This window comes from Enterococcus sp. CWB-B31, assembly GCF_020567645.1.
In the GTDB taxonomy this organism is placed as follows: Bacteria; Bacillota; Bacilli; order Lactobacillales; family Enterococcaceae; genus Enterococcus_L.
In genome coordinates, this window is the sequence record NZ_JAJDJW010000027.1 from 1 (window position 1) to 21,412 (window position 21,412).

The 21,412-nt window shown below is 35.0% G+C and carries 17 protein-coding genes; 11 read left to right on the forward strand and 6 right to left on the reverse strand.

Translation table 11 applies throughout. From position 1 onward, the window contains the following. Positions 1 to 145: 145 nt before the first annotated feature. Positions 146 to 589 (forward strand): hypothetical protein, encoded by a 444-nt coding sequence (locus LI954_RS15545; protein WP_229444934.1) that lies wholly within the window; start codon positions 146 to 148, stop codon positions 587 to 589. Between the two features lie 492 nt (positions 590 to 1,081). Here LI954_RS15545 and LI954_RS15550 read toward each other — a convergent pair whose 3' ends face one another. After that, entirely contained in the window at positions 1,082 to 1,252 is a 171-nt protein-coding gene (locus tag LI954_RS15550) for a hypothetical protein (protein WP_229444935.1), read from the reverse strand. A 61-nt stretch (positions 1,253 to 1,313) separates the two neighbouring features. After that, positions 1,314 to 1,829: a hypothetical protein gene (locus LI954_RS15555; protein ID WP_202066821.1), complete on the reverse strand. Its 516-nt coding sequence runs from the start codon at positions 1,827 to 1,829 to the stop codon at positions 1,314 to 1,316. 204 nt (positions 1,830 to 2,033) lie between these two features. On the opposite strand from LI954_RS15555, the gene LI954_RS15560 reads away from it, so the two are divergent. Beyond that, positions 2,034 to 2,561 carry a helix-turn-helix domain-containing protein gene (locus LI954_RS15560; protein WP_202066822.1) on the forward strand — a complete coding sequence of 176 codons (528 nt, stop codon included), beginning with the start codon at positions 2,034 to 2,036 and terminating at the stop codon, positions 2,559 to 2,561. On the opposite strand, the gene LI954_RS15565 is transcribed toward LI954_RS15560, so the two are convergent. The 4 genes from LI954_RS15565 to LI954_RS15580 form a co-directional block, all read right to left on the reverse strand. Further along, positions 2,558 to 3,025: a DUF5626 family protein gene (locus LI954_RS15565; RefSeq protein WP_229444936.1), complete on the reverse strand. Its 468-nt coding sequence runs from the start codon at positions 3,023 to 3,025 to the stop codon at positions 2,558 to 2,560. The genes LI954_RS15560 and LI954_RS15565 overlap by 4 nt on opposite strands. Positions 3,026 to 3,397: 372 nt before the next feature. Next, complete coding sequence (locus LI954_RS15570; RefSeq protein ID WP_229441533.1) at positions 3,398 to 3,769, reverse strand: hypothetical protein; 372 nt, start codon at positions 3,767 to 3,769, stop codon at positions 3,398 to 3,400. A gap of 5 nt (positions 3,770 to 3,774) precedes the next feature. Then, positions 3,775 to 4,467: a C47 family peptidase gene (locus LI954_RS15575; protein WP_229444937.1), complete on the reverse strand. Its 693-nt coding sequence runs from the start codon at positions 4,465 to 4,467 to the stop codon at positions 3,775 to 3,777. A gap of 39 nt (positions 4,468 to 4,506) precedes the next feature. Continuing rightward, positions 4,507 to 4,950, reverse strand: a complete 444-nt coding sequence (locus LI954_RS15580; RefSeq protein ID WP_229444938.1) for a hypothetical protein — start codon at positions 4,948 to 4,950, stop codon at positions 4,507 to 4,509. Between the two features lie 935 nt (positions 4,951 to 5,885). Between LI954_RS15580 and LI954_RS15585 the strand changes: the two genes are divergently transcribed. The 9 genes from LI954_RS15585 to LI954_RS15625 all read left to right on the forward strand — a co-directional run bounded on the left by LI954_RS15585 (position 5,886) and on the right by LI954_RS15625 (position 21,280). Then, positions 5,886 to 9,080: an isopeptide-forming domain-containing fimbrial protein gene (locus LI954_RS15585; RefSeq protein ID WP_229444948.1), complete on the forward strand. Its 3,195-nt coding sequence runs from the start codon at positions 5,886 to 5,888 to the stop codon at positions 9,078 to 9,080. A 129-nt stretch (positions 9,081 to 9,209) separates the two neighbouring features. Next, a complete protein-coding gene (locus LI954_RS15590) occupies positions 9,210 to 10,814 on the forward strand; it encodes a conjugal transfer protein (protein ID WP_229444939.1) in 1,605 nt (534 codons plus the stop codon). A gap of 3 nt (positions 10,815 to 10,817) precedes the next feature. Further along, positions 10,818 to 11,096 carry a TcpD family membrane protein gene (locus LI954_RS15595; protein ID WP_202066828.1) on the forward strand — a complete coding sequence of 93 codons (279 nt, stop codon included), beginning with the start codon at positions 10,818 to 10,820 and terminating at the stop codon, positions 11,094 to 11,096. Between the two features lie 3 nt (positions 11,097 to 11,099). After that, on the forward strand, positions 11,100 to 11,489 hold the full coding sequence (locus LI954_RS15600; RefSeq protein WP_229444940.1) for a TcpE family conjugal transfer membrane protein: 390 nt from the start codon (positions 11,100 to 11,102) through the stop codon (positions 11,487 to 11,489). Positions 11,490 to 11,542: 53 nt separating this feature from the next. Next, positions 11,543 to 14,047, forward strand: coding sequence for an ATP-binding protein (locus tag LI954_RS15605; protein ID WP_229444941.1), 2,505 nt, complete (start codon positions 11,543 to 11,545; stop codon positions 14,045 to 14,047). A 12-nt stretch (positions 14,048 to 14,059) separates the two neighbouring features. After that, a complete protein-coding gene (locus LI954_RS15610) occupies positions 14,060 to 15,760 on the forward strand; it encodes a hypothetical protein (RefSeq protein WP_229444942.1) in 1,701 nt (566 codons plus the stop codon). Beyond that, positions 15,757 to 16,764: a phage tail tip lysozyme gene (locus tag LI954_RS15615; RefSeq protein ID WP_229444943.1), complete on the forward strand. Its 1,008-nt coding sequence runs from the start codon at positions 15,757 to 15,759 to the stop codon at positions 16,762 to 16,764. Before LI954_RS15610 ends, LI954_RS15615 begins: the two co-directional genes overlap by 4 nt. A gap of 974 nt (positions 16,765 to 17,738) precedes the next feature. Beyond that, the gene (locus LI954_RS15620) at positions 17,739 to 19,607 is read left to right on the forward strand and encodes a glycerophosphodiester phosphodiesterase family protein (RefSeq protein WP_229444944.1); all 1,869 of its coding nucleotides are present in this window, start codon (positions 17,739 to 17,741) and stop codon (positions 19,605 to 19,607) included. An 818-nt stretch (positions 19,608 to 20,425) separates the two neighbouring features. After that, positions 20,426 to 21,280: a hypothetical protein gene (locus LI954_RS15625; RefSeq protein ID WP_229444945.1), complete on the forward strand. Its 855-nt coding sequence runs from the start codon at positions 20,426 to 20,428 to the stop codon at positions 21,278 to 21,280. Positions 21,281 to 21,412: the final 132 nt, after the last annotated feature.

Below are 21,412 nucleotides of genomic sequence, written 5' to 3' on the forward strand. Positions count from 1 at the left end.
TCCTTTCTAGTTGGTTTTGTGGTGATTCTATTCTAGCGGAAATGTTGTGTGTCTTCCTTGTTTTTTAATGAGAAAATAGGACCGATAGATTTTTTTCTATCAGTCCAATAAATTATAGAGCCACATTCTTTCGGGTTCTGGTAAAGTGAAATTTAAAGCTAGCGGACTAGAGGAAGTCGCAATTAATGCAAAAGATATATCTAATTATGATGACATATCTCAATTTATCGCAGAAGGGATAAATCGAAAATATAAGGAAGGTTGGATATATAAGTATGAAGTTAAGTTAGAAAAAACAATGTATAGACAGTTTGATAATGAAACGGATTCGGATAGTTCGTGGTATACTACAAGTTCAACTGATGGTACTTTAGTCGGGGTATATACTGTAAAAGAGTATAATAGTTCTGGTGACAAGTTAAATAGAACATTCACATCAATTTATGGATATACGGATTTAATTCTTGATGAAGAGAAAAAAGTAAATTTGGCTGATATAAAAGAGTATGAGAATACTTACGATGATACTTATTCGTTAGATTCAGTTATAAAATTGATGCAAGGATATGGATATGAAGAAGTAAAATAGAAAATGTGAGCTAGTGAAGATGAAAATTTTTGCTAGCTTTTTTGTTAATGACTTTAGTCGGTTTCAATCACTAAAGTGATTGGAACAAAAAAACACGTGTAGTGCGCGTGGAAGAAGTAGCTTTAGCGATAAAACTCCTTTCAATATACTAGATAAAGGCTATCAACCGTTATCAAATCGAAAGGAGTTTTTTATGTCGAACGACGATAAAAGTTGGATTTAAGTAGGGAGTCTCCAAGATCAGTACAATCCTGGAGACTTGACTTGTATAATCAAAATGCTACTTCTCGAAAACGAGGTTTTAGGGAAGGATAAAATAAAAAAGTAGAGAACTATATATGGAAAATTCACAATGTTTCCCTACCGTACAAAAATATCAAATTCCGGCAGGTACCCCTAGATACTTGATTTTCCTGTGATATTTTTAAAAAAAGCAATTAATCGACTTTCTTTAAAGGAAAATAACTTATACAGAAATGTTTACAGCGTTATTTACTCAGTATTATTATTTTTAGAAAATAATAAATCTAGTAGAGCACCTAAAATCGTCGCTGTTACAGCTATTATAAATGATTTTATAATAGCTCCATTTTCAACAAATATATAAACTCCTGCTAATATAATAATAAAATATAATAAATAACGTATTCCTTTTTTCTGCATAATAATTAATCAACTCCCGACGATAAAAATTTAAAGTATAGTTAATTTTACTATATTTGCTTTAAAATGCATAGACTTGGGTTGTTTTCATAGTATAAGTCTTTGAACCTAACTTAGATTTACTCTTTCCTTTAACTCTGTAAGTAGTTACAACTTTCTTATTTTCATAATTTCCGAGTCGCAATCCTGTATTTTTATCTACGCGACTGGGTCCTAATTCTCTAAAAGAGTATTTTACTTCAATCAAGATATCTTCAGTATCCGTATTTACATAAAATTGACCAAGTACGGCTGTAATTGTCCATTTTGCAATATCTTTCGCAGTGGAACCGCCTCCTGTAATAATAGAGGCGAATGCCGCAACCATAGCAGTTTTAACAGCTTTTTTCATTTTTTTACTTTTAGTATAACTATCTCTATTATTTGCAGTCCAACCAGTAGGATATTTTGCCGCAGCATTCGCTTCTGTTTTGATCAATTCAGCATGGTTAAAAGATAACGAAATTGTATAGGGAGAAATACAAATGCCTACCACCATTGTTAACGAAATAAATAATTTTACTATTCTCATTTTCATAAATAAACCCTTCTTTCTTTTTAATATGTCATTAGAATCACATAAAGAAGTTATTTTGGTAAGAAGCTATTAGTTTACATCGTGACAACTGGTGGTTGCGACTATCTGAGCAACCATAAGTTGTCACAATGTAAACTACCAACTGGTGGTTTTTCAATTTAAGATATCGTATGATGAAGTATAATAGTTGAGAGGAGAATACAAATGGCTTTAGCCGAAAGATTACGTTTACATAGAGAAAATAAAGGCCTTTCACAAGCGACAGTTGCAGCTCAATTAAATGTTTCTCGCCAATCTGTTTCTAAATGGGAGACTGGAAAAGGTTACCCAGATATTGATAATTTAATTTTACTCAGCCAAATTTACGAAGTTTCAATAGATGAACTGCTTCAGGAAAATGAAGTATTGAAACAAAAAATTGAAGAAAATAATGAAACGATAGAAGAATATCGTAGAAAATTGGACTGGATGCATGATCCAGGAAGAGGAGAAAAAGATGAAGGATTACTTTTGTTAATTGCTGTCATCGGTTTGTCTGTAGCAGCGCCATTAGGATTATTACTTGCGCCAATTATTATGAAACGAAATAAAAAAAGCAACACATTTTACAGACTAATTAATGTTGTAAGTGTATGCTGCTTTCTGATTAATTTATATTTCACATTTATTATGATTGGTGACTATCTTTTGTGGGATCAAAAAATTGAAGTAAATTATATGCCGGAGTCCTAAGTGAGAACCGAAACATTCAAGTTAGAGCTATTGATTGTTGCGCGAAATTTGATATTTGTTGTAGATGTTCCTACCTTTCTTTTTAAATAGTAGGTTGCTTGTTTTGAATGGTCAATTCGCAAAGATTTACGAGTAAATGAACCGGAGATAGCAGTAGCGCTTGCGTTTTTTGTTGAAGTAATTGAGTTATTTTTTACAATCACCTGATAACTGGCTTTCCAGGAGCCCTTCCTTGCTGTTGAAACGGTATACGTACCATTTCCCAACGCTCGAAAAAGAGTGGGCTCTTTTTCTATAGTAATAATTAGCGTTTCTCCTTTTTCCGTGACAATGCTGGAAATCTGCTTTTGTGTGTTGTATAGCGAATAGGTAACTGATTCGTGCTCTTTTCCAGCATGAGTAACTGAGCTGTTACCAACAATGCAAAAAAATACTGAAACTCCTAAAATTAACACTTTTTTCATTATTATCACTCCTCGTTCTTTATAATTTAACAGTACAAAAGAAGGGATATAAAGGAAAGCACCGTTCTGTTTACAGTGTGTCAACGCATAGTTGCTTAACAGTATTGGCAAGAATATTAGGGGAGATGTAGATTCTTAAAAACGAAGGTCTGAAAGAAAATCGAACTTGTAATAACTATATTTTTTGACTACTAATTAATAGTATAATCAGCTTATTTTTTTAGTATCATATTCACATTCCTTTGAATTTTTGTTTATAATTTCTAGAAATTGAATGTGCACTTTCAAAAAAAAGTGAGCAGCCTTTACGGTTACTCACTTTTTTTAATGTTAACGACTATTTAAGTTAGGTTACTAGTGATGGTGCTGCTATTAGTTTACTTTAGTGTAAAAACTAGGTTTAGAATCTCCTGTATAACCATCTTTAGTAGTTGATAATGAAAAAGAAATTGTTGATGTATCAACTTGATAAATGGAAATACGTAAATCATCTACATTGAAGATATATTCTTCGTTTAAAATTTCTTTAAACGGGGCTTGAATCTCATTATCACCGATAGTAGCAGTAAGATCAGAGTTAGAAGAGCTTATCACTATGATGTTGTTGTCTTCTGTAGAAGCCCATTTTCCATCCAATGTACTCAATTTATTCGAATTGTTACCAGAATAAACAGAAAAAACTATTAACAAAGCTAGTGCGAATACAACTAGAAATATTGGAATAATGATTTTTTTTTTCTTCATTTTTTCTACCAATTAGTCACGGTTTGAAACCATTTATAAGTTCTTCCAGGTACTGAATAACTTATGCTGTTAGGATTATTTGCATCTACCATTTCAGTGTAATTATACCAAGGATTCCATACTAAATAGCCAACATTTTCACCTGAGTCAAACATTATAGGTTGTCTGATTATACCAATTATATCAATAGCATGGTAACCGCGTGTTCCATCACCAACATCTCTGTACCATCTAGCATATATGGCATTGCTTCTTAAAATTTGAGTGTTAATATCTTGTCTAGAAAGAATACCGTTTACAAAATAAGGATATACACCTCTGGAATTTGCATATTGAATCATTTGGGCTTCAGTAAAACCTCTACTATAATCAATTTTTGAATTAGTCGCCCATGCTGTTATGTCAGAAACGGCGGTTGGTCGCTTATCATTTTTGTTGTTAAGAATCATTGCTACTGCATAAGCAGCACATAGAGGCTCGCTACCTTGTGTTTGAGTGATTGACCAATCAATCATTGTTAAGGCACTGTTGTTAGTAACACTTCTACTAGTTCGACTTACTGTAGGATTGATTGGCGTAAGATTTTCATCTAGTTTAATAGTTTCTAAAACTGTCTCGTCTTTTACATCAAGAATTTCTTGTTCTACTTTTTCAGCAGGTAGAGATTCGGATTGTGGATCTGGATTTTCATAGATCATATCTACTATTCCTGAGGTTTCAGAATAAATACTTCCAGATTATTCGAAAAATGTAAAGGTGCAGTTTTCTGTGTTTTGCATTAAATCATTTAGTTCATTAACTAAAAGTTTAGTTAGCTTACTTGAAAATTGTCCATCCTCTGTATAATTAACAAAGAAAGTATATTCAATATCATTGGAACCGATTACAGGGTAAATAGAAGTAGTCTCTTCATTATCAACGCTTACCAAGGAAAACGGCTCAGATAATTTGTATTCCCCTGATTTTATCAACCTGTTTTCTGTAACTTGAACATAAGATTGCAAAGAGAATTGAAGAGTATTTGAAGCGTACGCTCTAACATCATCATCTATTGATGGTGATTGTACCTCTAGTTCGGTCTCATTGTTGGCAGCATAAGCCCTGTTTTCAAAAATAAAAGTGGAAACAAAAATCCCTGAAATGATAATCATAATTGTTGCCAATTTTTTCTTAATACACATTAATAGAATACCTCTCCATTTTATTTTTTTAGGATAGCTTAAATATATTAATTATTACTCCTTTTTCCTCCTATTTTTTTATTTTCAGAAAATTCAAGCTATTATATAAATAAATACTATCATAATGTCATTAATAGTTCAATAATGCGTTAGTTTGAATTTACCCAAATATGAAAGGAATAAAGAGAAAAGTTGTTATTAAAAGTTACTCCCCCTTCTAAGAAGCAATCGAATGAAAAAATTTATTCTTAAGCATGGGAAAACAAGCCCCTTCTAAAACGGACTTTTTTCTATTCGGTTGCTTCATTCACGGAAAGAGTTCTAACTGTTTTACATTAGAAGACTTTCTTCGACTAGTAAAGTAGCGGAGGATGCAATGATCATCTGCCAACAGTCGTGCCATTCCTCGAATGAATCGATACAAATGAAATACCACTGTTCTTGCTTCTCGATGCGCTCTGGCTTGCGCTAGAATATGGGTAATCATTTCTTCTCTTTCTTCTGAAACATGGGTGTTTCTTATTTTGTGTCTAAAGAAAAGTTGTTAATCAAAGCTTTTTTAGGTTTGCTTCTGATCATTGCAGGTATGTTTGGCGTCATTTGAGGCTAAACAAATAGATCATGCTGACAACATTAGCAATTAATTTATTTAAACCACTTAATTAAGCTCTTTTCGAATGGAAAGGGTTTTTTTGTTGTACAGCTGAATCATATTTCTGATAAAAATAGAAAAAGTTTTGTGATTTAAAATAAAAATATCTCTGATTTGAGTATCTTAATTAAGAGACGGCAGTTTACCAAAAGTAAAGGAGATTGCCTCCAGTCGCTTTAAAGATTATTCAAAAAAATGAGTTAAGCCAGTAATGAACAGGAAAGGTAAGGATTGGTTAATATTGTATCGTTAAATTTCAGAAGGAAGAGGAGTAGAAAAAGTGATGAAAAGCAGAGTGTTTCATATGTTTATAGGGAGTTTACTTATACTGCTGTGTTTGTTAACCGGAGTAAAGTCTGCAGTAGCAGCTTCCATTTTTGATGCCCCAAATGTGTCCATTCCAAAAGCTGGAGAAACAGTGACCAGTAAATACAGTTTTATTGCGAAATATAATCAAGGAGTGACAAAAGTTAAAACATTCGGTGAAGGCTGGACAACAACCAAATTTGCTTGGACTGATACTGAAGATGAGTCTTATTTTTCGCTAAGACCACTGGAAACAAATAAGGGAACAAGCGGGGTTGTTTATTCAAATGTAGGAAGCTTCAATGGAAAGGAACTGGATTTAAAAATTACTATTAAAGATTGGCAGCAGTTTTCTCGCTACCAGGGATATATTTCTTATTCAAAACAGGATATCAGCCATTTTGCTCAAGGATATGATTTTGTTGATCAGGAATGGACATTTGTAGAGCATAATACGGACAAACCGGTAAAGGTTTCAGGATTTATGACGATTAATGATATTGATGGTGGTCAGGGAGTTCAATTTTCCAAAGAAACATCAGCTGCGATTGAAAAGATTTATGTTGCAGATGCGGATAACTGGATAAACTATATGAATTTAGCCGAGGAATATAAGTTTTTTGATGTTACAGGAAACAGCTCTGAAAACAGTGATTTATTTGCGACCTTTACTTTTTTATACAGTAATCAAAGTGCTCTAAGATTTAAATGGTGTGTGGATAAAGCATTGATTGGCTGGGATTATGAGAATCTGAACTTTGAAAAAGACTATGCAGGAGATCCGGGATATCAGGGAGCTTATTTCGGATACATAGCTAAAAAGCCTTTGAGAACGGAAACACTGCAGCCGATTAAGAAAAATAGTGATTCAGATGAACAGCTGGTAGATCAAAATACACTGGTCAATCGTAAAGAAGAACAGACATATACGATTACTCATCAGGTTCCTGATGAATATGAGGAATTCTATTATAAAAGTTATGAATTTAAAGATATATTGGATACTGTTTTTAAAATTAACAGTGCGGAAGTGTTTGATGAAACCGGAAAAAATTGCAGTGATTTGTTTGATTTCACCATTGAAGAAAATAAATTGACTTACTCAGCAAAAAAAGCTGTATTGCTAAAATCTGAATTTTATAATCATTATTATACAACGGTGATTAAAGCGGTTATTTTACCGGAAGCAGAACTAACTTTTGTAAATGGAACAGCTCAGCTGACAAATGTCGCCGAAATTTCTATAGATGGAGTAAAGAAGGAAACGAATGAAACTGTTACGCAAGTCCCTGAAACAAAACTGCAGATTAAAAAGCCTGTTAAACGTGTTGTTAATAAAGAAGGAACGAACATTAATGGGAAAGAAACTGCTCCGGGAGATACTTTGATTTATGAAATTGATCAGCAGGTGAATGAATTATATCAGGATATTTTTTCAAAGTATGAGCACTTTTCAATCAGCGACCAGCTTCCGCCTCAGGTATCCTTTCAATCTGCCAAGGTATTGAAGAATAATAAAGAAATTGAAGCAAAAGACGTTACCTATGATAAAAATACGCATACTGTTCTTTTTAACGGAAATGCAGATTTTTTAAGCGGGATGTCAATGAAAAATGAAGTCTACACACTTCAAATTACTACTAAAGTTATTGAAGAGCTTGGGGAATCAGAAGAAATTGTAAACAACGGAGTTGCAACTATTAACAATCAGAACCAGTCCACAAATAAAGTAGTGAACCAAACGAAACTTCAAAAAGGAAGTATTACTATCTATAAGAGTGCCGATCAGCTTTCGGGTGTGGAAACAAATCCGGCTAGTCTTAAGTCTTCAGGAGGATTGCCTGTTGAAGCTGAATTGGAAAATTCCAATCATTTGATTTGGACAAAACAGCCGCAAAAAGATGTTGTTTATCAGGTAACTGCAAATAAAGATATTCTTTTGCCAAATGGAGAAATAGTTGAAAAACGAGGTCATGACTATGGGTTAATTACAACGAATCAAGAAGGTAAAGCAAGCATTGAGAATCTATACGCTGGTGAGTATGCATTTACAGAAATTGAAGCTCCCTTCGGTATCCAGCTCTCTTCAGAACCAGTCATTGTTATGTTGAAAGCAGTAAGCAATAATCAGAAAATGACTGCAGCTGGTAAGCAGGAGAATAAACTGCAGGAAGTGAAGCTGACAGTAAATAAAGTTTTTGAACAGAAAGAAGGCAGCTTTACTCCGGCAGAAGGCGCTGTATTTGGCTTGTACCACACAGAAGCATTTGAAATAGACAAAGACAATAAAATTGAAGCAGATACATTAATTTCCAAAATTGAGATCCACAATGGTTCAGGGAGTTGTTTGGAAAAGTTAGTGTCCGGTCAACGCTATTATGTAAAAGAAATTTCAACTAAGACAGGTTATCAGTTGAATCAGAATAAATATCATTTTGTGTATACTCCTGAAACAAATGATGCTGTTCATGAAGTTGAATTATTTGAAAATGGTTTGATTATTAATGGCAGTAAGAAAAGCTATTTATTGGATGAAGCAGAGAGTTCAGTTGAAGCGGTTACCGAAGAATCAGAAATGACACCAATTAAGAATTTCATAATTAAAGAGAATGCCATTTTTAAATCCATTATCAATAAAAATGGAACTGAAATTAATCACTATGATTTATTAACAAATGGAGAGCAGGTGACGTTTAAGGGTCAGATTTATTTGGGAGATAACCAGACAGATACCTCAATTAAAATCACAGATGAACTGCCGGAAGGATTTTCTTACAAGGACTCAAAAATCTATGATGAATTAGGAAAGGATGTGACAGAAAAGACTTCAGTTGAAGTGAAGGGGCAGACAGTAGTTTTGTCCGTCAATCAAAAGTATGCAGATGAACTCCAAAGGACGGCATTGTCATGGATACTTGACACGGTATATCAACAGAGCCCAGAGCATGAAGGAAAGCTGTTTAAAAATCAGATGAGTCTGATGCTCAATGAAGAAATGATTCCATCTAATATTGTTACATTGTCACCACCCAAAAATGAAATTAAACCACAAGGAAGTTTCCCGGATACAGGAGATGCAGCAAGAAATATCAGTGCTATTGGAATATGTCTGATTTTAGGAAGTCTGTTCTTGTGGTATAAGAAGAAAAATATGAAAAATGAGAGAGTGTGAAAGAAATGATAGACAGCCTTTATATTGAGCGTTTGGTTAAGACAAATCTAAAAAAATCAGATGTTTCTATCTCTCTAGTTAAACAGATAGCATGAGACAGTTTTTTATTTGTGGGAGGAATGTGGGGAAATGATCGTAGATACACAATGGCTGTTGGCAGGTGGCCTTATTTTCCTGCTGGTCTTATATATAAGTACTGTTTTCTTTTTTAAAAGAAAAGAGGAAACAATATATAGGCTGCAACAAAGGGAGAATATGGAGAGTACTACAGAAGAACCGGCAGATTTCTCCGTTGCTATAAATGATTGGACAGAAGAGCTGTTTACAGAAAAGGGAGACAGAACTTACTGGTATAGAATTTCTATTTTTTTGGAGAATGGTGAAAGTAGTGAATATGATTTTTATTCGTACAATAATAGCTTAACGAAGGAATATATTTTGAAAGATCGCTTCTATGTCAATGACCATGAGCTGTTAATTGTAGATGAAGCAGGAGAGCACTATATTAATCGTAAAAAGATCGAGCAAATAGATTTTCTGAGAAGAAAAATTTTAGAGAATCAGCAGGCAGCAGATGCGAATGAAGAAAAAAAACTGGAAAGAACAACAAGTGATGCTTCTTCAGATTTTATGCTTGAAACTGAAGGGATTCCTGCTGAACTGCTGAAAGAATTAGCGGCTGATTATACAGAAAAAAGAGTGTGGGAAAATCATAAAAAAAGTTCTGAGAAGCCTAGACTGTTCTCCAAAAATAAAAAAATAAAAAGACCCTCCATCAGAAAAGTGGAAGCAAAGAAAGTTGATCGTATTTTTATATCAATTATAGTGGTGATTTTATGCAGCGGATTATTTGCTTTAATGAGAACCTTTGGAATAGGAGCAAAGGTTGAAAAAGTTTCAGCAACACAAAATAGAATGACTGAACAGTTGGATTTACAATCAATGGCGATGAATACTGACGGATATCCTTTTGAAATGAACCGATTTATGCAAAGCTTCATTGATCAGTATATTCCCCTCTCAAATGATAGTTCAGCTATGGTCGAACGGGCTGAACAATTAAAAAACTTTTGCATTGAGGGAGTTTCTTTTAATCAGGAGGTTTCCTCAGTAAAGAGGGTTCTGGTTTCCAGCGAATTAAGCGAAGTTAAGAAACAGGATACTTTTTCCACTGCATGTTACAAAGTAACTTATTCATTGGAAATACCCAAAGAGCAAGTGAGACAAGTATCCGGACAAAATGAAAATGAGTGGGAGACATATCTCGAATATAGCTGGGAAGAACAAACGGTTTATCTTGCGATTGATTTTATTGGAGAAGACGGCCTGTTTTCAATTATTTCCTATCCTTATTTTAAGGACTTGGAGCAGAGAAAAATTGAAACGAATGAGCTAGTTAGAAATGAACTGCATGATACAGCAGTTAACGATGAACAAATAGAAGAAATCAAACAGTTTCTTGCTATTTTCTATGCAAAGTATGCAGGCGGTTCAAGAGAAGAGTTGTCCTATTTGATGGACGAAGCAGAATCTCTAGGTGGGAACTTTCAGCTGAAAGATTTTGAGATGATGGAAGCATTTGATCAGGGAACCCATTTTACTGTGTATTCCAAAGCAAATTTTACTGAAGAAAAATCAGGATTCGCACATAAAGAAAATTTCTCAATGCAGCTGATTAAAGAAAATGGACAGTTGAAAATCAAAGAGCTGACACATAATCTAGGAGGTTTCTAATTCATGCGAGTAACATTTGTACAAATTCAGCAAACAGGAGTCAGTTATTTGCTGGGAGCATTACCCAGTCTTTCAGGATTAAGTAATTATTTTACAGCAGAAGTTCAGATAGGTGTTGGTTTGGTTGCGTTAATATTGTGTATTATTTTGGCAGCTAAACAACAGATTGGTCCTCTGGTTGGTGTTATTGTAGTAGCTGCGTTTATCTTTTTTATGGCTAATGACCCGGCAGCAATTTTCAATGGGATTGGTGAGCTGTTTAAGAAGATATTCGGAGGCTGACCGATGAAAACAAAAGAATTGTATAACTATAAAAAAGCTTTGACAGTTCCCTTTATGATTCAAAAGCTGTGGCGCGGATTTACTTTAGAGAACCCGGTTGAATTAACAAAAATTATGGTTTTTGGCGTAACCCTTCTTTTATTATTAACAGTTTTTCGTCCGGTTATGTGGCTTTTCAGTTTAATCAAGGGGCTGAGCTTTGCTGCGTATATACTTATTCCTGTTGGTGCAGTTTTTCTTTGGGGAAAAATTGAACCTGATGGGTTAAAAATTTCTGTTTACATGATAGATGCTCTATTTTATTTTATTGATTTTAAGTTGGGAAAGAAAGTCATTAATCAAAATGAAGCTGTAAAAGAACTAAAAGAGTTAATTGTCTTTGAAAAAATCTAGAGTGGTTTCATCAAATCAGGATTCTGAACCTGGTTACTAAGGAGTGTGAGTGATTGAAGCTGAATTTTCCATTAAGGTATATAAAAAATAATATGATGTATACGTGCGACAATGAAATATGGGCGTATTATCGGCTGCGTTCGATAAGTATACCTCCGACGGCAGAAAATAAAAAGAAAGAATTAAAAAAGAAGTTCCAGCATTTAATTAGTGAACTCAAGGATTGCGGCGAAGTCGATATTTTTATGATTCCACGTGATATGACACTGGAAGATCGTTTTAAAGAGCTGGAGAAATCTTTTAGTGAGGACTGTTTTGCTACAGCAAACTATTATGCCAAAAATACAATTGAGATTCTTCAAAATGAGATGGGAATGATTTATACATACGACTGGATAATCGGTGTCCCTTTAAAATCACAACTTGAAACTGGTTCAGTTAAAGACGGAATTAGGTATTCGTATGAACGAATTCGAAAAACAGTAATGGACAAATTAAACTACCAAATGGATATTTCAGATAGTGATTTTGATTCCTGCAGAGAATTACAGGAATTAATGTTAAGAAAAATGTCGCTGTTTCAAGGTATGTCTTTAAGCAAAAGCGAAATGTATTATCTAAACCGCTTAAATTTTATTCGCAACATGCCGCATACTTTTGAACAACAGTCAGAACATATCACTTTGGAAAACATGACTGACAGCATTATTGATCCGAGTTCCCGGGCAGGTATGCTCTCTTTAAGAAGCATCGAAGGCGAAAGTACAGTCGCGTTTCTTCCGATCTCTGATACACCTTTAAATATAAGTCGGATGCATGTAGCTGAAGTGCTGCAGACAGTCCCTTTTCCAGTGGAGCTAAGGTATAAAGTGAAATTTCAGGAGTTGAAAGGCAGTTTTGGAGTAGAAGGAAAGGCAAAGCGTTCTGCACTTCGTCTGAAAAATGTTGTAAAAGAAAGTAGATCAATAGGCAATAACGAAAGTGATGAAGTTGCTAAAAGCAGGGTGGTTGTAGAAGATTTAAAGAGGCAGGTAGATGCCGACAAAGAAATTGTAAACTGGTTGGGCTGTATTGCAATATATGCAAGGAATGAAAAAGAGTGCCGACAAAGAATTAATGCTGTTGTTTCGGTATTTAAAGCACGGGGGATTGAACTTTCCAAAGCACAATTTCAACAAGTTTATCTTTACTACAAAAATCTTTTAGGTGTGGGGCTTGAAGCTACTGATACCAAATGGATACAGACAACCAGTGTGGAGGGGTTCTGCGAAAATCTTTTAGCTGTCAACCAGCGAGTCGGTTTTAGGAGCGGATGGTACATCGGTCGGGTAGACCCGCATTTATCCAGTGCCAAAAGTTTGAGGAGCGCAATATACTCTAGTCGGAATATCATACTCTCAAATCCATTCACTGCCAATAAATGGAATGAGGAGATGGGAACAGCCAGTCCGCATATAGCTGTGACAGGAGAAACAGGGATGGGGAAAACATTTCTTGTAAGTCTCTTATTTACATTTATTTCGATGTTGGATGTTAAAGGTCTGTTCGTTGATCCAAAGACAGAAAAGATCAAGCAGTATCAAAAGTTTCTTTCGAATGCTGCTAATAAACAAAAATATCCTTATTACTATGATTTAGTGTCAAAATTCCATTTGGTTACATTTGATCCTGAAAACTCTGATAATTGGGGTGTTCTTGACCCGATTACTTTTCTAAAAGGAGCAGATGCGAAAGATACGGCAGAAGCAATGATTCATCAAATTATTAATATCGAAGATACACGTTTAGGACAATCAGAAGTTTCCAAAGCAATTAGAGAAATTGTTGAGCGGCGGACAGAAGGAGAAGATGTAGGGATGCTTCATGTGATTGACCGTCTAAAAATGCATAAGGAAAAAGAAGTCAGCGAGATCGGCAATCTTCTGGATGAAAAAATAAAAGGCAGTGTATTACGTTTGGGATTTAGTGATGGGAAAAGTGCTGGCTTAAGCTTCGAAAAACGAATTACGATTATTGGAGTCTTGGGTTTATCTATTCCAAAAGAAAATGATAATCCAGATTATTACTCGCAAAGTGAAAGGAAAAGTCTGGCTTTAATGATTCCATTGGGAAAATTTTGCGAAAAGTTTGGTTCGATGAATGATGAACAGGAGACCTTCGAAGTATTCGAAGAAGCTTGGATTTTTAATACTTCATCAGTAGGCAAAAAAATACTGAATTCAATCAAGAGAGTTGGAAGGAGTCAAAACAACATGCTGATCTATTCCACTCAATCAGTAACTGATGTGACAAGTGAAGACGACCATGGAAATTTTGGAACCATTTTTGCTTTCAACGAACCCAAGGAAGAAGATAAAATATTGAAACATGTTGGAGTAGATGTCATTGAACAGAATCGTGAGTGGCTTTCGGGTATGAAAAAAGGTCAGTGCCTTATGCTTGATCCTTATAAAGATGTTCAAAAAATCAGTGTTCATTGCCTGTTTCCAGAAATCAAAGCAACATTTGATACAGTAAAAGAAACAAGTGGAAGCAAAGCTGAGACTATGTTTGTCTAAGGAGTATTGATTATGGAGAAATTTTCAATTTATTCCTATCTCTCTCTTATAAATACAAAAGGTGATTGGTGGGTTTCCGGCAGCGAAGAAATGTATCAGCTAGTTAATTTTCTGATTAATACAGGATTGGTTCTAAATCGTTGGATTTATCAAATGGTGGATCTCAGTCTCCAAATTTTTATGGGCAACAGAGTATTTGAAAATACAATAGACAGTGTCTTTAACATCGCAACGGCACTTTATCAGTCATTATTCAGTACAGTGGGTGTAGTAATATTTATCATTGCTTTGGGGATGATTTTCTTAATATATGCATTCAAAAGCCCTCAGGACTCTTTCAGAAAGCTGCTTACGCTTTTCCTGGTAATAGGAGTAAACTTTGTCATTTATTCAAATGGAGACGAATACCTGAAAGATATTGCAGGTATTTTTGGTGAAGTTGAACAGGTTATGACAAAGGCAGTTGAGCTTCCTTTTTGGGAAAATGATGGTTCACAGACAAAAATAGAAGCAGGAACAGACGCATCTGTTAAAAAAATTAGAGAAGCTTATTTTAAGATGACTATTCAACAATCCTTTTCTATGGTGAATTTTGGAACTTCAATTCATGAAGAGCGATTTGATGAGTTTCTTTATACAGATGATCAGGCAAGTGATCAAGCTATCAAGGAAGGGTTAAAATTGCTGGTTGAAGCAGAAAGTAAAATAAACCGTTATATGACACCTGACGGTTCATTGGACAAATGGTTTATTTCGGTTTATGCATGGGTCAGCAACTTATTTATTGGCCTGCCGTTAATGTTGATGGCGGGTTTAAATTTTTTTCTTAAGATTATTGTACTTTGTCTTGTACTGGCGCTGCCCCTACTCAGTATTATCAGTCTGATTCCAGCCTTTTCCAGTTCACTATTTAATCTTTTAGGAAAGGTTCTCCTGATATTTTTCGTCGGTATGTTTATGTCACTGGCTATGTATTTGTTTTTCTTCATGATGATGCTTATTGATCATTCAATTATTGCAATGGCAGGAGGTAGTTCTCTGGTAAGCAGTGTTCTGGGATCGTTTAGTAAAGCTGTTGTAATAATTATTGTCGTGAAATATAGAAATCAACTAATAAGTTTTATCACAGGCAGACGGATTACTTATATCGAACAGATGGACAAAAAAATGTTAAAATCTTTAAAGATCAATCAGAAAAATGTTGAAGTACTGGTCGATAGACCAAGGGAATTGTCGCATTATTCGGCTGAAATGATTCAATCGGAACATGTGGGTATGCATTTTAGAGAAATTTCTGAAATGGAATTACACTTGCATGCTGAAGATATACAGAAAGAATATTTCAACGAAGTCAGCTTAAACAATAAGGCAGAATTTATTGATCAAGCTCCTGTCCGACATGAACAGATAGTGGAAATTCAAAAGGATGATAAAAGTTCTGATTTTATGAAGGAAATAAACCGAACGAATGAGTTTCATGCAGGAGACAAATATATGGAAAAAGCTGAAAAAAATGATGTTAGTCCTAACTTAGTTGAAGCTGATTACGGACAATATTCAGAGGGAGGATTGAAACGCCTGAAGAATTCTAATTATATAGTAGAGGAAGAGGTAGCCCTGAGAGGGGATAAACAGAGAGGCACTATCGTGAAGTCATCAGAAGAAGAGAGACAGATGTTTTACCAGGAACTTGAAGAATTGAGGCTTGAATGAAAGTCATTCCAAAATTAGGAGCTATTATTGTTTTCTCCATTTTCATATTTGTTTTTGTGTTATTGTTTTTCAGTGGAAGTTTAGCTCGTGGGAAAAGCAAACCACTGCTGCCAGTTCTAAGTTCTCAAGCAGAAGAAAATGCCTGGCTGATCTGGTGTCTTTTAGGAGAAAAAGGATATTCAGAGGCTGCCCGTGCAGGAATACTTGGAAATATTGATCAGGAAACCGGACATACTTTTAACGCAGACATAGATGAACATGGAGCTGGAAATGGATATGGCTTAATTCAATGGACGCCTAAATCAGTGCTGTTAAATCAGCTTGAACAAAGTGGGATTAGAGGGGATTATAAAACAATTCCAGTACAGGTAGAAGTGATTGACTGGGAACTGAGTGGTCCGGGAAGAGGATATATTCCAACAAAAAGCCATCCGTATTCCTTTGCAGAATTTAAACAGCTGGATGATGTAAGAACAGCTGCTCAAACTTATGAGAAAAATAGAGAGCGTCCCAGAGAAGATCATCCTGAAAGACAGGAGTTGGCGTTACACTGGTATAAAGCGTTTCATGGAATGGAGGAACAGTCCCCCATGCATAATGATCAATCAGATTTAGTAAAAATTGCATTGAAAGAGCTGGGCAATAAAGGCGGGCAGAAATTCTGGTCATGGTATGGTTACCCTTTTAGGGTAGAATGGTGTGCTGTTTTCGTTTCATGGTGTGCGGATCAGGCAGGGGGAGGTGACTTGAGATTTTCATATTGTCCTTCAGAGGTCAACCGATTTAAAGCAGACAATAAATGGAAACCAGGCGGAGTCGAACCAGGTGAAGGCGACATTATATTTTTTGATTGGGAATCAGATGGCATCAGTGATCATGTGGGGCTGGTAGTGAAATGTGAAGAGGGGACTGTTTATACGGTGGAAGGAAACAGCAATGATGAAGTTAGGGAACAGAAATATCCGATTCATTCCTCTGTTATCTTTGGCTATGGAATCAGATGAATAAAGCAGTAACTGCAAAACCTCTACCTTTACCTTGGAGATAGCTGCTCAGGAGAATTATATGAAAAAACAGCCGATTTTGTTATTAATTTTATATCCGGAAGCTCTTTGAAATGTATTGTCTGGATTTTGACAATTTTGATTATAATAGGAATACTGGATTGTGTAACCTATTATGTGTCTGATAAAACGGCATTTTGAATGAACACAGTTGCTGATTATTTGGGTTAGTAATAGGTTTCATCTTTATTGGACTTGTTTTTTGGGGGATTAATAAAATGAGAGTAAGTACCTCGAATATTATTAGTAATTTATGGAATGGCTGTACCCTTTTTTTACACTGGGTTCCATTAGAGCTATTTTCCGATCTAGATTCAAAAATGAAAGAAGCTTCTGTAAAAGATTTTCTGTTCAAACAAAATAGAAAAAGAGAAGAAAGAATGTTTGACTGTTTCTGTGACCAGATTAAAACAGCAAGAAGGAACCAGAAGAAATATGTTAGAAACTAAAAGCTTAAACTAAAAATGATTCTTGAAGATATTTTATCCTAAAACTGTAAAGGAAAATAAATGTCTTCTTTTTTATCCAAAAATCTTTAATATAGAACAACTGGTTTAGAAGTGAAATGGATTACGGAGTATTAACAGCATTTTACGTTTAGAAACAGTGTTCTTTTTTTTGTTTTTTTAATTAAATTTTAAAAAACTTAATTATTATTTTGTTTTAATAGAGATGTTTTCTGACCTTTTGGTTCGTAATTATTTTTTATAAGTCGGTTTTTATTGGTAGTGATAAAAAATCCAGATTATCTTTCAATTTGGTCTAGGTTATTTAATTTAGTTATATTATACTAAAGAATACTATTATTTGATTAAAATAAATAATAGTATAGCCGATTCAATAATAAATACCGAATTGATTCTATATAGTATTTGAGAAAAGATAAACTTTTTTGTATGGTGAAAGGATTTAAAATGGAAAAAAAGCACACCAAAGTACATAAAAATAAGAAAAAAGCTGCTCAGAAGGCAGAAATGAAGAAAAGGGAAAAACGAGAGTTATGGCTGACATACGGTTCAGCACTGTTGATCATTGTTTCAGTCAGTGTGATTTTTGGCTATTGGTCTTATTATCGATTAGATTATCAAAATAGAAAGACAGCTTCCTCTTATGAAGGATATGAATTATCTAAACCGGATTTTATATATCCGCAAAGATATCTAACTGATTCTAATGAGAATTTATTTGCTCAGACTGGTGAAATTCGTGTAAATCCACTATTTTCAGAAAAGCTGCTTACCAGTGTTGTGCAGAAGGGGAGCCTGGAAACGTCGCTTATTCTGCCTGCAACTAAACCTGTTTTTGAACTGGTTGATAGTGATAAAAAACAGTCAAATTATCGAATTATTGCTGATCTTTCCAGCATGTATCATATTGAGCGAGTCGAATTTCTAACTTGGGGCTTAAAAAATGGACCTGATGATATCCAGCGCTATGAGGGAACGTATGACCCGTCTACTAATACATGGCAAAGTGATATTCTGGTAAAAAATCATCAGGAAACAGGTAATTACCAAACAGATATCATAATTACCAAAAAGAGCGGAAAAGTAGAACAAGCTCTGTTGGCAGAATTTACTGTTTACGAGCCAAGTATTCAGGCGACAATAGATGGAACGTTGGCAGCACGTGGACAGTTTGATGTAAATATTTCTGTTGATAGTCGTGCGGATGTAGAAAAACTCTCAGTTCCTGTCTGGACAAAAGAGGATCAAAGTGATGTGAGGTGGTATGAAGCCAAACGACAAGCGGATGATTCATATAAAGTTCAGCTGGATTATGAAGATTTTAATTTTACCAATGGCATGTATACTGCTTCAGCCTATCTGACTACGGTGAGCGGTTTGAGTGCACAAAGTGCTGCAGGTACAACAGAGATAAATATGACTCATCCGGTTCGTATAAGAGTTTTGCAGGAAACAACACTGTTTAAAGACAGAAAACTGACTCAGAAAATTAGTGAATTAGGATCCAATAGTATGGCGTACGTTACTGCAGTTGTCTTTAACTCAGATCAAAAAGTTTATAAAACAGAGGATGGCTATATTTCCTCTCAGGACATTGAAGTGAATGAAATGATGGATGATATACGATACGTTGCTCACAGAGGGAATCATCAGGTTGCTCCGGAGAACTCGCTGCCTTCTTTCCAGCAGTCAAGTTCCTGGGGAATTGAAACAGATGTATGGCTGACCAAAGATAAAAAATGGGTGATTATGCATGATGATACTGTTGACCGGATGACAAACGGTAAGGGAAAAATCAGTGATATGACTCTGGCTCAGATTAGAGAACTTCGAATTGATACAGGAGCGAACCTGTCATCTTACGATCAAAGCCAGTTGATTGTTCCAACTTTGGAAGAATATCTGACAATAATGGGCAGCAAACAGAGTGTCCCGTTTATAGAAATGAAGGCTAAGAATTTATCTGGGGCCGAATATGACAGTCTGGTAAGCTTGATTAATCAGTATGGCTTTGCCAATACGGCAGTAGTTATTTCCTTTGATTTTAACAACTTACAGGAAATTAAGAAACGCGCTCCTCAAATGCAGGTACAGCTTTTAGGCGATACTATTGATACTGAAATGATTAATAAAGTGAGTGGCTTAGGTGTAAATGCTGGTCTGGATATTCAGTATAGCGGAGTTGTTTCCAAAGTTGATATGATTGCCAAAGCACAGGCTAAAGGGTTGTCTGTTCATTTGTGGGGAGTTCCCCAAAGTGAGTTTCGCAGAATGGAAGCATTAGGTATTGATAACCTGACAACAGATTATGATTAAAATATCGATCAGAGATATTTTGATACTGAGAAACTTACTGTAACAAAAGTAGATAAAATAATAGATTTTCAGTAAAAATTTTTTGAGGAAACTGATTTGCAATACACTAAGAGAAGCAGCTTATCCCTGTTTGATAGGGAGGAAGAGCCTGCTTCTTTTTTTGCAGTCAAATTATATGATGTATTTTCCTAGAAACCAATTTTTTTAATAAATCACTTAAGAAAATAAGGATTTATTATCAATTTTCAAAGAATAACTGATAGAAGCTTCCCGGATTTGACGAAATAGTGAAGATGATTTGAGAATAGATAGCTAAAAATTTTCCTTTTTTACTTCTGGAGGAGGAATCATTATATTATTTATGAAAACAAAATAAGCCTTTCTTTTTTCATAAAAATTGATGTGTGATATGCTTCAATTGAGTCCTCAAAAACTATAGACGCTGCAGAATGGTAATTCAGAAGAATCTATGACAAACTGACCGATTAAATAATCGGTGTAGTTTATACGAAAGCTTATCGATAGCTTTCATTATTAAGGATGAACGAATAGTATGAGCTTATGAATGTTTGACAGAGAGCTGCTATCATTGAGCATTTCGACGATAAAAAGTGCAGCAAAGAAATGTGCTAGAATAATCATTGTAACTCAATGATTCTCACTGTGAAGAGCTCGATTCGCCACCTAAAATAACATAATTAAGTTGTTACAAGGGGGGAGGAGAACAAAAACAGGTTATAAATCCTTTCATATTTAAAGAGTTGGAGGTTCTAGGTGAATATATTTTGAATTGTCTGCAAATACGAGGAGGAGATCATATGAAAAAGAAATATTATTTATCAGCACTGACATTGTTAATAGTTGGTGGAGTGATCGCAGGCTGCAGAAATAGATCCGATAATACGGATAGCTCTACAAAAACCAGTGTCAGCACAACAAGTATGTCAGATAGTACTGATAAGAATCAAAGCGAGTCAGGTGAAACATCGGAAACTCCAAAGTCATCGTCAAGTTCTAGCGCATCTACATCAGAAATAACTACTGAATCACCTGAAGAACAGGCAAAGCAGGTACTTGATCAACTGGCTGCAAGTTTTCCAGCAGACAACCTGCCTACATTCATTTTGACAGCCAATACAAAAAAATATATCAGTGCAGCAACAACACCGATAACAGAGAAAACGAATTTTCGTATTTTATATTATGCAGAAGACCAACCAATTAATGTAAATAGTTCAGAGTTAAATTCCTTAAAACCAATTGCTTCTTTTGAAAAAGTGAGCTTTAATTCAGCTGATGAAGCAAAAAATGCTGTTGGAAAGTTGGAAGATTACAGCGGACAGGAAGTTGATTTGGGCTTTGGTTTGACAGGTTACCAACAGGGAGCAGCTGGTTCCAGCTATCTGACCTGGCCGGAGGGAAACTGGAATCTGACAATTAAAGCCTCCAATATTGAGGGTGAAAATCCTGTATCTTTAGGAAAAGAAGTTGTAAATTATTTGGAAGAAAATACTCTTCCTGCACCAAATACAGATGGAACCATTCGACTGGAAGTAGGAGAAAATGGCGAGTATCAAACAAACTCTGTTGTATGGCAGGAACAAACGATTGTTTATAAAATACATCACTTCAATGCAATTCAAGCCGTAAAAATGGCTGTATCAGCAAATTAAGTTATAAAACGATTAAAACAAGAGTAGAAAATAAATCATTGAAGATTCAGGCTCTACTCTTGTTTTGTTTGAATCTGCTTTAATCCACAAAAGAGCGCAAATAGCTCTCTTAACTAATCGTAGGAAAAAGGA